Annotated in this window: 12 protein-coding genes and 3 pseudogenes; 6 read left to right on the forward strand and 9 right to left on the reverse strand. The window is 67.1% G+C overall.

What is annotated here, in order from left to right:
- Positions 1–20 precede the first annotated feature (20 nt).
- From ACZ1JS_RS02485 to aceA, 3 genes are all read right to left on the reverse strand, one after another.
- On the reverse strand, positions 21–803 hold the full coding sequence (locus ACZ1JS_RS02485; protein WP_465167570.1) for an SDR family oxidoreductase: 783 nt from the start codon (positions 801–803) through the stop codon (positions 21–23).
- Positions 804–929: 126 nt separating this feature from the next.
- Positions 930–1,079, reverse strand: a complete 150-nt coding sequence (locus ACZ1JS_RS02490; RefSeq protein WP_200909444.1) for a hypothetical protein — start codon at positions 1,077–1,079, stop codon at positions 930–932.
- Positions 1,080–1,102: 23 nt separating this feature from the next.
- Positions 1,103–2,383, reverse strand: coding sequence for an isocitrate lyase (aceA, locus tag ACZ1JS_RS02495; RefSeq protein ID WP_465167571.1), 1,281 nt, complete (start codon positions 2,381–2,383; stop codon positions 1,103–1,105).
- Between the two features lie 148 nt (positions 2,384–2,531).
- Between aceA and ACZ1JS_RS02500 the strand changes: the two genes are divergently transcribed.
- The 3 genes from ACZ1JS_RS02500 to ACZ1JS_RS02510 are packed head-to-tail and all read left to right on the forward strand — an operon-like array spanning position 2,532 to position 6,223.
- A complete protein-coding gene (locus ACZ1JS_RS02500) occupies positions 2,532–3,908 on the forward strand; it encodes a helix-turn-helix domain-containing protein (RefSeq protein ID WP_465167572.1) in 1,377 nt (458 codons plus the stop codon).
- A 51-nt stretch (positions 3,909–3,959) separates the two neighbouring features.
- Positions 3,960–5,201 (forward strand): TIGR04063 family PEP-CTERM/XrtA system glycosyltransferase, encoded by a 1,242-nt coding sequence (locus tag ACZ1JS_RS02505; protein WP_465167573.1) that lies wholly within the window; start codon positions 3,960–3,962, stop codon positions 5,199–5,201.
- Entirely contained in the window at positions 5,198–6,223 is a 1,026-nt protein-coding gene (locus tag ACZ1JS_RS02510) for a hypothetical protein (RefSeq protein ID WP_465167574.1), read from the forward strand. Before ACZ1JS_RS02505 ends, ACZ1JS_RS02510 begins: the two co-directional genes overlap by 4 nt.
- Positions 6,224–6,506: 283 nt before the next feature.
- Here the strand turns inward: ACZ1JS_RS02510 and ACZ1JS_RS02515 are convergent, their stop codons facing one another.
- Together ACZ1JS_RS02515 and ACZ1JS_RS02520 are read right to left on the reverse strand one after the other, a co-directional pair.
- Positions 6,507–7,334, reverse strand: coding sequence for an IS5 family transposase (locus ACZ1JS_RS02515; protein WP_465167575.1), 828 nt, complete (start codon positions 7,332–7,334; stop codon positions 6,507–6,509).
- Between the two features lie 164 nt (positions 7,335–7,498).
- A pseudogene (locus ACZ1JS_RS02520) lies at positions 7,499–7,855 on the reverse strand (integrase core domain-containing protein); the annotation flags it as partial.
- A 154-nt stretch (positions 7,856–8,009) separates the two neighbouring features.
- Here ACZ1JS_RS02520 and ACZ1JS_RS02525 point away from each other — a divergent pair.
- Positions 8,010–9,306 (forward strand): annotated as a pseudogene (locus tag ACZ1JS_RS02525) (IS110 family RNA-guided transposase).
- A gap of 214 nt (positions 9,307–9,520) precedes the next feature.
- On the opposite strand, the pseudogene ACZ1JS_RS02530 reads toward ACZ1JS_RS02525, so the two are convergent.
- From ACZ1JS_RS02530 to ACZ1JS_RS02540, 3 genes and pseudogenes are all read right to left on the reverse strand, one after another.
- Positions 9,521–10,329: pseudogene (locus ACZ1JS_RS02530) on the reverse strand (IS3 family transposase); the annotation flags it as partial.
- Positions 10,330–10,446: 117 nt separating this feature from the next.
- Entirely contained in the window at positions 10,447–10,746 is a 300-nt protein-coding gene (locus tag ACZ1JS_RS02535; RefSeq protein ID WP_465167576.1) for a hypothetical protein, read from the reverse strand.
- Positions 10,743–10,928 carry a hypothetical protein gene (locus ACZ1JS_RS02540; protein WP_465167577.1) on the reverse strand — a complete coding sequence of 62 codons (186 nt, stop codon included), beginning with the start codon at positions 10,926–10,928 and terminating at the stop codon, positions 10,743–10,745. Before ACZ1JS_RS02540 ends, ACZ1JS_RS02535 begins: the two co-directional genes overlap by 4 nt.
- A 98-nt stretch (positions 10,929–11,026) precedes the next feature.
- Between ACZ1JS_RS02540 and ACZ1JS_RS02545 the strand changes: the two genes are divergently transcribed.
- A complete protein-coding gene (locus ACZ1JS_RS02545; protein WP_465167578.1) occupies positions 11,027–11,641 on the forward strand; it encodes a S24 family peptidase in 615 nt (204 codons plus the stop codon).
- A gap of 168 nt (positions 11,642–11,809) precedes the next feature.
- Here the strand turns inward: ACZ1JS_RS02545 and ACZ1JS_RS02550 are convergent, their stop codons facing one another.
- Positions 11,810–11,980: a hypothetical protein gene (locus ACZ1JS_RS02550; RefSeq protein WP_242116065.1), complete on the reverse strand. Its 171-nt coding sequence runs from the start codon at positions 11,978–11,980 to the stop codon at positions 11,810–11,812.
- An 84-nt stretch (positions 11,981–12,064) separates the two neighbouring features.
- On the opposite strand from ACZ1JS_RS02550, the gene ACZ1JS_RS02555 reads away from it, so the two are divergent.
- Positions 12,065–12,373: a hypothetical protein gene (locus tag ACZ1JS_RS02555; RefSeq protein ID WP_465167579.1), complete on the forward strand. Its 309-nt coding sequence runs from the start codon at positions 12,065–12,067 to the stop codon at positions 12,371–12,373.
- Positions 12,374–12,408: the final 35 nt, after the last annotated feature.

Here is a 12,408-nt window from a genome sequence, read left to right on the forward strand (position 1 = left end):
CGCGAACGCGAAAGCGCTCCCTATCCGTCGATCGACCCGCCCAGCGACGCATTCACCAGCCCGCCATCGACGGTGATCGTCTCGCCCACCACATAGTCCCCGCCGCGCGACGCCAGGTAGATCGCCGCCGCCGCCATGTCTTCGTCGACGCCGATCCGCCCGGCCGGAATGCGTTTCGCCACCCCGTCGCTATGGTCGCGCGCCGCCTTGTTCATGTCGCTGGCGAAGGCGCCGGGCGCGATCGAGGTGACGTGGATCGCGTCCGCAACCAGCCGCGCCGCCATCCGCCGGGTCAGGTGGATCAGCGCGGCCTTCGACGCCTGATAGCTGTACGTCTCCCACGGATTGACCCGCTGTCCGTCGATCGAGGTGATGTTGATGACCTTGGCCGGCCGCGCGCGCGATGCCGCCGCCTTGAGCATCGGATGCAGCGCCTGCGTCAAAAAGAAGGGCGATTTCACGTTCAGGTCCATGACCTTGTCCCAGCCCGCCTCGGGAAAGGTCTCGAACGCCTCGCCCCATGCCGCACCGGCATTGTTGACGAGGATGTCGAGCCGGTCGGTCTGCGCCGCCAATCGGTCGGCCAGCGCGCGGCACCCCGCGATGCTCGACACGTCCTGCGGCAGCGCCGTTGCACCGATCTCTTCCGCCGTCGCGATGCACTGGTCTGCCTTGCGCGCCGACACGAACACCTTCGCGCCCTGCGCCACGAACCCCGCCGCGATCATCCGTCCGATGCCCCGCGATCCGCCGGTGATGAGCGCGACGCGTCCGTCGAGGCGGAACAGGCTGGCGGTGTCCATAAACTCTCCTGCAACAAACCGGATCTTCGAATCGTCCGGTTCGTCAGGATGACAGCCGATACCCGATCACGCAATCGGGCGCGCCGCCAACCGGCGACGCGCCCGTCCGCGCTTAGGGAGCGTGGATCAGATCCGGCCCAGCCGGTGGTAGAGATGGGCGAATTTGCTCGATTGCGGTTGGTCGGCGATCGTCTGGATATGCGTCGCCAGCGCTTCCTTGAGCAACCGGAAATCCTCGGTCGAAAAAACGGCGCGGCTGCGGGTCGGTTCGGGCATCCTACTTCTCCTCTCGTTCTGGTTCAGGCGGCCTTGTCGAACTGGGCCGTTTCGGTGGATTCCTTGAGCGCGGTGGTCGAGCTGCTGCCCCCGGCCAGCGTCGTCGCGACGCGGTCGAAATAGCCGGTACCCACTTCGCGCTGATGGCGGGTCGCGGTATAGCCATTGGCCTCCGCGGCGAACTCCGCCTGTTGCAACTCGCTATAGGCCGCCATGCCCCGATCGCGATATCCGCGCGCCAGTTCGAACATGCCGTAGTTGAGCTGGTGGAACCCGGCCAGCGTCACGAACTGGAACTTGTATCCCATCGCCCCGATTTCGCGCTGGAAGCGGGCGATATCGTCGCGGTCGAGATTCTTCTCCCAATTGAACGATGGCGAGCAGTTATAGGCGAGCAGCTTGTTCGGATACTTCGCCTTGATCGCCTCGGCGAAACGCCGCGCATCGTCGAGGTTCGGCTTGCTCGTCTCCCACCACAACAGGTCGGCATGTTCGGCAAAGGCAAGGCCGCGCGCGATGCAGTGATCGACCCCGGTCCCGTCCTTCAGGCGGAAAAAGCCCTCCGGCGTCCGCTCACCCGTCAGGAACGGATGGTCGCGCTCGTCGATATCGGACGTGATCAACCGGGCGCTCTCGGCATCGGTCCGGGCGCAGATGATCGTCGGCACCCCCGCCACATCCGCCGCCAGCCGCGCCGCGTCGAGGTTGCGGATATGCGCCTGGGTCGGAATGAGAACCTTGCCGCCAAGGTGCCCGCACTTCTTTTCCGATGCCAGCTGGTCCTCATAATGCACGCCTGCGACGCCGGCGGCGATATAGGCCTTCATGATCTCGAAACAGTTGAGCGGCCCGCCGAACCCGGCCTCGGCATCGGCGACGATCGGGGCATACCAGTCGCGGGTGGCGCCGCCCTCCATATGCTCGATCTGGTCGGCGCGGCCCAGCGTCGCGTTGATCCGCTTGGCGAGTTCCGGCCCGGCGTTCGACGGATAGAGCGACTGGTCGGGATACATCTGCCCGGCGGTGTTGGCATCGGCCGCCACCTGCCAGCCCGACAGATAGATCGCCTTCAGCCCGGCGCGCACCATCTGCATCGCCTGATTGCCCGACAGCGCGCCCAGTGCATGGACATAGTCCTCGCTGTGCAGCAGCTCCCACAGCCGGTTCGCTCCGCGCCGTGCCAGCGTATGCTCGACCGCGACCGACCCGCGCAGCTTCGCGACGTCGGCGGCGGTGTAGGGGCGGGTGATCCCGTCGAAGCGGCCGGGCGGGGCTGGGACCATTTCGGCGATATCCATTGTCATGTCCTTCACAGTATCGGTTGTCGTTGACACCTTTATGCCGTTGGGAACGCGACCGGCGCAGGCTGCATGTGCGAGAATTACAGTTGCAATGTCGCGCCACGCGGTGTTTTCGTCGTAAAGTTGTCAATTCATGACAAAGGGGCGGCCAATGGAAACCAAGCTCTTCGCCGGTCACGCCGTCCGCCGCCTGCGCCGTGGGCAGGCGCTCACCCAAGCGGCGATGGCCGAGCTGCTCGGCGTCTCGCCCAGCTATCTTAACCTGATCGAGCGCAATCAGCGTCCGTTGACCGCGACCTTGCTGGTGGCGCTCGCCGAACGCTTCGGCTTCGACGCGCGCACGCTGGCCGCCAGCGAACCGGCAGGGGGCGCCGATGCGCTGCGCCGCCGCCTTGCCGACCCGATGTTCGCCGACCTCGCGCTCGACCGCGCGGACATTGCCGAGTGGCTGGCCAGCGCCCCGGGCGGTGCCGAAGCCTTTGCCCGCGCCTTCGACCGTCTGGGCAGCGGGGCAGGGGAGACGCTCGCCGCCGACCCTGCAGTCGAGGCCCGCGCCGCGATCGAGCGCTGGCGCAACCATTTCCCCGATCTCGACGCGCAGGCCGAAGCACTCGCCGACGACCTCCGCCAGAGCGGCGGCGATGCGGCGGCGGCGATGGCCGATCGCCTGCGCGTCCGCCACCATTTGTCGGTCCGGCTGCTGCCGGTGGAGGCGATGCCCGACCGACTTCACCGCACCGACCTGCACGCCCGGCAACTCCAACTCTCCGAACGCCTCGACCCCGCCTCGCGCAGCTTCGCGCTCGCCCGCGCGCTGGGCCATGCGGAGGCACGCGCCGAGGTCGACGCGGTGGTACGCGGTGCCGGCCTGACCGATCGCACCGCCGAGCTCTGGTTGCGGCGCCACCTGCACGGCTATTTCGCCGCCGCCGTCATGATGCCCTATGCCCGCTTCCTTCGCGCGTGCGAGGCGACCGGCTATGACATCGCGCTACTCGGCCGCCGCTTCGGCGCGGGGTTCGAACATGTCGCCCATCGGCTCACCACGCTCCACCGCGTCGGCGCGCGGGGCCTGTCCTTCTGCCTGCTGCGCATCGACCGCGCCGGCCAGATTTCGAAACGCTTCGCCGGCGCCAGCCAGTCGCCACTGGTCGAGGGCGCGCCCTGTCCGCTGCTCGGCGCGTTCGACGCCTTCGCGCGCAGCGGAGAGGCGATCGTACAACTGGTCGAACCCGAAGCCGGCGGCCGCTGGCTGACCATCGCCCGCACCGTCACCCCGCCCGGTGCGCTGGCCGGCGAAGTCCGCGCGCGCTTCGTCGTCATGCTCGGCATCGCCGCCGAACAGGCCGCCGGCCTTGCCGCCGCGCGCGGCCTCGACCTCACCGCGCGCGGGGTGCCGGTGGGGGCAGGGTGCCGCGCCTGCACGCGGGGCGACTGTCCGCAACGCTCCGCCCCGCCCGCCGGCCGCGCCATGCGCCTCGACGATCGCGACGGCGGCCTGACCCCCTTCGCCTTTGCCGGGGATTAGGAGTATCGTCGCTTTACATCTCCGTTAACCAAGTTCTGGCAGGAACAGGCCATGCGAGTCCTCCATATCCTCGATCATGGTCTGCCGCTGCACAGTGGATACACGTTCCGCACCCGCGCGATCCTGACTGCACAGATGGCGCGCGGCTGGAGCGTGGCGGCCGTCACCGGCGCGCGGCAGGGGGTGAGCGAGCGCGCCCGCGAGACGATCGACGGCATCGACTTCCACCGCACCGTGCCGCCGCGCAGCCGGCCGGCACCCTTGGGCGAACTTGCCGAAATCCGCGCCTTCGCCGCGCGCATCGACGACGTGGTCGCGCAATTCCGCCCCGACATCCTCCACGCCCATTCGCCGGTGCTCGATGCGCTTGCCGCACTGAAGGTCGCCCGCAAGCGCGCCTTGCCGCTGGTCTATGAGATTCGCGCCTTTTGGGAAGACGCCGCCGTCGGCAATGGCACCGGTACCGAAGGCTCGCCCCGCTACCGCGCGACTCGCGCGCTCGAAAGCTGGGCGGTACGTCGCGCCGATGGCGTCGCCGTCATCTGCGAAGGGTTGCGCCGCGACCTGATCGCGCGCGGCATCGATCCCGCCAAGATCATGGTCTCGCCCAACGGCGTCGACCTGACCCTGTTCGGCGATCCGCCCGCGCCCGATGCCGCGCTCGCCGCCGAACTCGATCTGACGGGCCGGGAAGTGCTCGGCTATCTCGGCAGCTTCTATGACTATGAGGGGCTGGATACGCTGATCGCGGCGATGCCCGCGCTGGTCGCCGCGCGCCCGAACGTTCGCCTGCTGCTGGTCGGCGGCGGGCCGATGGAATCGACCCTGCGCGCCCAGGCCGAGGCGTCCAGTGCGGCCCATGCGATCCGCTTCATCGGCCGCGTGCCGCATCACGAAGTCGAACGCTACTATGGACTCGTCGATCTACTCGTATATCCCCGTAAGGCGATGCGCCTGACCGATCTCGTCACCCCGCTCAAACCGCTCGAGGCGATGGCGCAGCGCCGGCTGGTCGTCGCGTCCGATGTTGGCGGCCATCGCGAGCTGATCCGCGACGGCGACACCGGCACGCTGTTCGCCCCCGACGATCCCGCGGCGCTCGCCAGCCGCGTCGCGTCGTTGCTCGCCGATCGTTCGGGCTGGGAACCGATGCGCGACCGCGCGCGCGCTTTCGTCGAATCGGAACGGAACTGGGCATCGAACGTCGCGCGCTATCAACCGCTTTACCAGCGGCTGATCGGTCGTAACGCTCCTGCAACCACTGCGCCCGCCCGGCCGTTGGTCGACGCATGAAGCGCTCTCAGGTCCCCATCGTCGCGATCTTCACCGCGCTGACGGTGGCGCTGGTCATCGCGCTGCTGCCGGTATGGCGGATCGAGGCTGCGGTCGAGGCCAGCGGCCTGCCGGCGCTGCTCCCCGCCGCCGCGCCGCCACTGGGCATGACCGCGCGCGTCACGCTGATGCTCGCCGCCGCGACGCTGATCGCCGGGCCGCTGTGGATCGGGCTATGGCTGTTGCTGCCTGCCAAGCGCCGCCGCCGCGCCGCCAGTGCCGAACCCAGCGTCCGCCGGGCCGATGCCCATCCCGACGCGCCGCCACGCCCGCCGGTCCGTGCCGCGCGCGATCTCGGCAAGCCGTTCCTCGACCCGCTCGATCCGGTCGAGACCGAAATGGACCTGCCGCGCGACCTGAACGTGCCGATGGCGATCTTCGACCCTGCCGCCGTGCCCCCGGTCCCCGCCGCCCCGGCGCAGGCGGTGCGGCCGCTCTTCCGCCCGACGCCCGCGCCTGTCGACGAATCGACCGTCGCACCCGACGCCTTTTTTGCGCCCCCCGAACAGGAGGCGCCCGTGCCGCCGACGCCCGTCGAACCGCCGCGTGCCGAAGCGCCGCGTGCCGAAGCGCCGCGTGCCGAAGCGCCGCCCGCCGAAAAGCAGACGCAGGAAGACGCCGCGCCGCTGTTCGCGCCGGAACCGCCGGTGGTGCTGGAACCTGCCGCTACGTCCGAGCCGGACGAGGTTGCGTCGTTCATGGCCGACATGCCCGCCGCACCCGAATGGGTCGATGTCACTCCGCCGCCCGCCGCCGAACCGCCGGTCGCGGAAGTACTAGCGGCCCAACCCGATATCGCGCCCGCCGAACCGACGATCGAACCGGCACCCTTGCCCAGCCTCGACGCGCTGCTCGACCGCCTCGACGAAGGGCTGCAACGCCGCCGCTCTGCCGAAATCGAACGGCAGGAAGCCGCCAAGGCGCAGTCCACTGGCCTCGCTTCCGCGCTGGGCGCCCTCCGCCGCATGGCCGGCGGCGAATAACCCAAGACCCTCTCCCCGGACAGGGGAGAGGGATACCGAAGCTTGCCAGCTTGCTGGCTAGCGCAGGTTGGGAGAGGGGCAAGCGAGCCAAAGGCTCGTGCGCTCGCTTGCGCGAGCGCTCCACCCCTCACCCGGCTCCGACTATAGCGTGATGACAACAGGCAGAACCGTTCGTGCTGAGTAGGGGCTGAGCTTGTCGAAGACCCGTATCGAAGCACGCGCCACAGACGGTCCTTCGATACGCCATTTCGACAGGCTCGGCGGCTACTCAGAGTCTGACTCGTTATTGAGATCTGGCGATTTGTCTGGTGAGGGTTTTGACGGAAGCGAGGTTGCACCAGGCTTCCTGCGACTGTTCGGAGGCTTCATAGTCCCTGGCGAGACGCCGGTTTCGACCGAGCCATGCGAACGTCCTCTCGACGACCCATCGTCGCGGTTCCTGGACGAAGTGTCCGACGCGTTGCGAGCGGGTGATGATCTCGATGGTCCATGGCCGCGGATCGGCGACCGCGTCGAGCAGCTTGTTGCCGCGATAGGCGCGGTCGGCATAGGCATGGCGCAGGCCGGGAAACCGGGCGGCCAGCGCCTTGAGCAACGGCACGGCGCCATGGCTGTCCTGCACGTTTGCCGGAGTGATCCGCGCCTCGATCAATCGGCCTGACGTATCGGTCGCGATGTGGCGCTTGCGACCGTTGACCTTCTTGGCAGCATCGAACCCGCGCGGACCGCCGCTCTCGGTGGTACGCGCGCTCTGGCTGTCGATCACCACGGCCGATGGTTCGGGATCGCGCCCCTCGAGCATCCGCGAACGTGCCACCAGCAACGCATTGATCCGGGGCCACCAGCCCTGATCGCGCCAGCGGTAGAAATGATACTGTACGGTCGTGAACGGCGGAAAATCACGCGGCAGACCACGCCACGGACATCCCGACCATAGCAGATACAGCAACGCGTTCACGATCCGTCTCAGCGGCGTCCGCCGCCGTCGGCCACGAACCGACGGCGGCGGCAGAAGCGGACCCAATACCCGCCACTCCGCCGCACTCAAGTCGCTTGCATACCCACCCTCGGCCCGGCGATACCGCTCCCGGGTGGCCTCATTCCAAACCATCGTCGATCCTTTCGTAGCTTCGCAACCACGATCGAATCATACATGGCGAGGTCATCCAACCTTTTCCCGGTCAGCCTCTCAGGACGAACGGGTCAAAACCATGTCATCCAACTCGAGGCGTTTGCTACGCAAACACCAAGTCCGCGTGACGTGACCCCGGTCTTTCATCCAGCTGCAACCAGAGACCGACCGGTGTTGTCGCGCACGAGCGCAGGTGAAGCAACGAGCGGGGTTAAGCCCGCCCGTTGCTGTTCGAGCCCGGCAGCGAAGGCTACCGGAGTGGCGTAGCCGAGCGACGAGTGCGGCCGCTCGGTATTGTAGTCGTCGACCCAGCGCGCCAGGATCGAGCGGGCCTGGCCGATGGTGAAGAACAGCGTCTCGTTGAGCAGTTCGTCGCGCATGCGACCGTTGAAGCTCTCGACAAACCCGTTCTGCGTCGGCTTGCCCGGCGCGATGTAATGCCACTCGATGCCCACGTCGCCGGACCAGGCGAGCACCGCGTTCGACGTCAGCTCGGTCCCATAGCACATTGGGAAGCGCTGGTTCGGGAGCCGCTATGGCCCTGATGAAGACAAGGCCGCGTAGCGGCCGCAGACTTCATCAGGGCAAGCCATGGCCGGTCAGCAGGTATCTAAAGTGAGGTTGTCGAGACAACACTTTGGAGGCCGACCGACCATGACCAAGCTCACCTCTACGCCTGCCGGCGCCGTGCTGGTAGCCATCGACATGTCCAAGAGCCGACAGGAGGTTCTCATCGAGCGACCGGAAGGCGGCCGGCGCCGGCGGATGACCGTCATGGCGACCAGGCAGGACTATGACGGCTTTGCCGAGCAACTCGCTGCTATCGGGCGCCCTATCATCGTCGGGTTCGAGGCGACGGGTAATTACCATCGTACGCTGGCGCACCGGCTGCTGACGGCAGGGTTCGAGCTGCGCCTCATCTCGTCGGTCGCGCTCGCCAGAACGCGCGAGGCGCTGCACAACGGCTGGGACAAGAACGACTCCAAGGACGCGCAGGTCATCCTGCACATGCTGCGGATCGGTGCGACGCAGCGCTACGTCGACCCGCTGGTGGCCGGAATCAACGACCTGCAGGAGCTCTCGAAGACTCACGAGACGATCTCAAGGATGAAGACGCAGACCTGGCATCGGATCCTGACCCACTACCTGCCGCTGTACTTCCCCGAGATCGCCCGCTTCGCAGGCAACAGCCGGTCCGACTGGTTCCTGGCGCTCATCGAGCGGTTTCCGACGCCGGCCACCATCACGGCGCTGGACCGCGAGGCGTTCTCGGCCGCGGCATGGCCGCTCATCGGCCGCAAGGTCTCCAAGGCACGCCTCATCAACGACATCTACGAGACGGCGTCCGCCTCGACGGCACTGCCGGTGCCGGAGAACTCAGCCGCCATCACCATGTTCCGCATGGTCATCGCGCAGGGCCGCAGCCTCATCCACCAGCGAGACGAGATCGAGCGGCTGGCCCATGCGCGGCTCGCCGATGACGTCGACTACCAGCTGCTGCGCAACATTCCGGGCATCGGTCCGATCAACGCGCTGACCATCCTGGCCGAGGCCGGTGATCTGCGGCGCTTCAACCATCATCGTCAGTTCCTGAAGTTCTGCGGTCTCGATCTCGCAACGTGTCAGTCAGGCACGTTCCGTGGCCGCACGAAGCTGTCCAAGTACGGCAATGCGCGCCTGCGCCGGACCTTCTGGATGGCTGCCCAGGTCGCCGCGCGTCAGCGCGACAACAGCTTCCGCGACAAGCTCGGACGATATGTCGCCGGGCACGCGGACGATGCCGACCGTCGCCGCAAGGCGATGACGGCGCTCACCGCCAAGATGGCGCGCGTGGCTCACGCCGTCATCAAGACGGGGACAGAGTACCGGCCGTTCCTCGAACGGTCGGATGCCAGGTGGAAGGACCCCTCTCTGCAAGTGCCGTGAGGGCGCTCGTCGAGCGACCCTGTAGATAATGTTCGGGCCTTCCACCTGGGTGCGTATCTCGTTTTAAGGATGGTGAGGACCACGGCCGCCTCGGCGCTGCTGGATCCTGTGTTTGCTATGGCAGGGAGCGATCCCGTTGACGGTGGGAGCCATCTGGCTCAGATTGCATGCCGCGCCGACGGTTGTCGGCGCATGGATATCTGCTGGCCAAAACCCGCCGCTGCTTCCCGACATAGGACGTTGTCGCTGACGATCATCTTCGGCCTGCCACGTTCGGCGATCAGATCGGCCAGCTCGCGCACGACGCGCCGGCCCGAGATCGACGTGTCCACCACCGCCCGGAGGCATTCGCGCGTCACGTCGTCGACGATGTTGAGCACACGGAACCGCCGGCCGGTGACGAGCTGGTCGTGCACGAAGTCCAGGCTCCAGCGCTGGTTCGGCAGCGCCAGCACCGGCGCGGGTGCCCGGCTGCCTGTAGCACGCCTTCGTCCTTTACGACGACGCACCGTCAGGCCCTCCTCGCGGTAGAGCCGCTGGGTCTTCTTGCGGTTGATCGTGATACCGTCCCGGCACAGCAGGATGTGCAGCCGTCGATAGCCGAACCGCCGACGCTGCTGCGCCAGCTCACGCAGCCTTGACCGCAGATCGCCATCATCTGCCCGGCACGAGCGATACCGCATGCTCGTGCGATCCGCTCCGACAACCGCGCATGCCCGCCGCTCGCTCATCCCCAACGTCGCCTGGAGATGCGCGACCGCTTGTCGCTTCGCGGCGGGCATCACCACTTTTTTGACAGCAGGTCTTTCAACCCCGCGTTGTCGAGCATCGTGTCCGCCAGTAGCCGTTTGAGCCGGGCGTTCTCCTCTTCGAGCGACCGCAGGCGCTTTGCATCGGACACCTCCAGGCCGCCGAACTTCGCCTTCCACGCATAGTAGGTCGCGCTCGACATGCCGTGCTTGCGGCACAGCTCCGTCACCACCGCACCCGCCTCGGCCTCCTTCAGAATGCCGATGATCTGCTCTTCAGAAAACTGCTTCCGCTTCATTCCGTCCGTCCCTTCGAAGGGCCGGTCTCTAGTTCCATCTGGATGAAGAAACGGGGGTCACGTCACGCGCAACCCGCTCCCCTTATCGGGACGAGGGGGCCGCTCTGTACCCGACCTTCACCGCTCCTCGACCGTCAGCACCTCCACCATCACCGCATCCCCCGTCCGCGCCACCAGCGCGACATCCGCGACCAGATGCCCGCGTAGCGGCAGGTTCGCCTCGGCCAGCCCGGCGATCCACGCATCGAACGCCACGCCCGATCCGCTCAGCGTCAGCCGATGCCGCGCCCCAACAAAGGTCGCGCTGGCCCAGCGGGTCCAGTCCGCTTCGCCGACCGTGACCGTGACCCCCGCCGCCTCGGCCGCGATCCGCAACCGCCGTTCGAGCAGCGTCGCCGCATCGGGACCCCGGCTCAATGCCGACGCTCCTGCGCGTCGATATAGGCTTCGATCTTGGCGATCAGCGGGGGGCGTGGCTGCCGCCCGTTGCGCAGGTCGCCGACCAGTCGCGGATCGCCCGCCGCCCGCCGCCCGAACAGCGTTTCCGGCGTGCCCGTAGCCTGCAAATGCTGGCTGATCCGTTGCAAAATACTATGCATCCATCGCTCCCGTCTGCCCGTTCGACTCCATCTGTGTTCATGATCTGTTCCTTGAAATCCAACTTGTCTAGGAAAAATCCTACGACTATGATTTGGCTATGGAATCGAACGACATCCGTGCCGCGATCGCGCGCCTTGCCGGGGAACGCGGCGTCAGCCTTGCGGAGCTGTCCCGGGTGCTGGGCCGTAACCCCGCGTATCTTCAGCAATTTATCGAACGCGGTTCACCGCGGAAGCTGGCGGAGGCCGATCGGGCGACGCTCGCGCGTTATCTGGGCGTCCCCGAATCGGTGCTGGGCGGCCCGCCGGAACATCCGCTGATCGCGATTCCGCGCATCGACGCGGCCGCTTCTGCGGGGCCGGGGGGGCTGGTCGAGGATGATCTGGGCGACGGCGCGCTGCGCATCGATGCCGCGCTGCTCCGCCAATTGCGGGTCCGCGCCGAAAACGCGTCGATGATTAGCGTCGCGGGGAATTCGATGCAGCCGACGCTCTCCGATGGCGACGTGATCCTCGTCGATCGCGGCGACCGGCGCGGCGTGTCCGGCGCGATCCATGTCGTGCGTCATGACGATGTGCTGCTGGTCAAGCGTCTGGCCCGCACGCGTGACGGCGTCGAACTGCTCAGCGACAATCCGGCCTATCCGCCGATCGCCGTGACCGGCCGGCCCGACATCATCGGCCGCGTCGTCTGGCTGTCGCGTTCGCTATAGCGTTTCCTACAGGCCCGGCATTTGCGAGGGTCGCCGTGGTTCCTCCAGCCGTCCGCAGGCGAAAGGCGCCAAGTGTCAACTTCCAAGCTGAAAGGCGCGTCTAAATCATTGTAGGATAATCGATAAATCTTCCAAACGACGTCGACGCAGTGTCAACTTCGCCAACTTTCAGCGGCGGTCCCGCTGCCAGATTATCACGGCGATTCCGATACCCAGCGCCAGCCCGACCAGAAACCCGATCGTCGCCTCGCCGAACACCGCGCCGATGATGGCACCGCCCAGCGTGCCGAGCGCGATCGGCATCCCGCCGGCCTTGGGGCTTTGCGAAGGTCTGTTCATCGCCGACCTTTGCCACACGCGCCGCGCCCGCGCCACTGCGTGCCGTCCGTGCCGCTCCGGCACGCCCCGCCGTCCCGAAACGGGATGGCGGTGCAGGCGGTAACCATCGTCTCCCGCAGTAGATGCGGTCGGTACGGTTCCGGCACGAACCATGATACAAGCGCCGCCATGCTCGATTCGATCGCCCTTCCGCCCTATATTTCCGATGCTTCCGATCTGGCGACGGCGCATGAGCTGATCACCGATTTCGGCACGCGCGCCGCCGACGAAGCCGTCTCGCGGGCCGCCGATGCCCGCGACAACGACAATGTCATCCAGTTCTGTCGCTGGCGACAGGTGGCACGCCTCGTCAATATGCTCGCACGTCCGGGCGTTTGGGGCACGATTCACTAAGCTTGGCCCTTGGCGGGGGCGGTGTCGCTCCGCTA

The sequence above is a fragment of the Sphingomonas sp. BL-S-05 genome (assembly GCF_055521695.1).

Bases quoted from the DNA above. Each gene is read 5' to 3' on its own strand.
- ACZ1JS_RS02485 (WP_465167570.1), bottom strand. From the start codon at position 803: ATGGACACCGCCAGCCTGTTCCGCCTCGACGGACGCGTCGCGCTCATC.
- ACZ1JS_RS02490 (WP_200909444.1), bottom strand. From the start codon at position 1,079: ATGCCCGAACCGACCCGCAGCCGCGCCGTTTTTTCGACCGAGGATTTC.
- aceA (WP_465167571.1), bottom strand. From the start codon at position 2,383: ATGACAATGGATATCGCCGAAATGGTCCCAGCCCCGCCCGGCCGCTTC.
- ACZ1JS_RS02500 (WP_465167572.1), top strand. From the start codon at position 2,532: ATGGAAACCAAGCTCTTCGCCGGTCACGCCGTCCGCCGCCTGCGCCGT.
- ACZ1JS_RS02505 (WP_465167573.1), top strand. From the start codon at position 3,960: ATGCGAGTCCTCCATATCCTCGATCATGGTCTGCCGCTGCACAGTGGA.
- ACZ1JS_RS02510 (WP_465167574.1), top strand. From the start codon at position 5,198: ATGAAGCGCTCTCAGGTCCCCATCGTCGCGATCTTCACCGCGCTGACG.
- ACZ1JS_RS02515 (WP_465167575.1), bottom strand. From the start codon at position 7,334: ATGGTTTGGAATGAGGCCACCCGGGAGCGGTATCGCCGGGCCGAGGGT.
- ACZ1JS_RS02540 (WP_465167577.1), bottom strand. From the start codon at position 10,928: ATGCATAGTATTTTGCAACGGATCAGCCAGCATTTGCAGGCTACGGGC.
- ACZ1JS_RS02545 (WP_465167578.1), top strand. From the start codon at position 11,027: ATGGAATCGAACGACATCCGTGCCGCGATCGCGCGCCTTGCCGGGGAA.
- ACZ1JS_RS02550 (WP_242116065.1), bottom strand. From the start codon at position 11,980: ATGAACAGACCTTCGCAAAGCCCCAAGGCCGGCGGGATGCCGATCGCG.
- ACZ1JS_RS02555 (WP_465167579.1), top strand. From the start codon at position 12,065: ATGGCGGTGCAGGCGGTAACCATCGTCTCCCGCAGTAGATGCGGTCGG.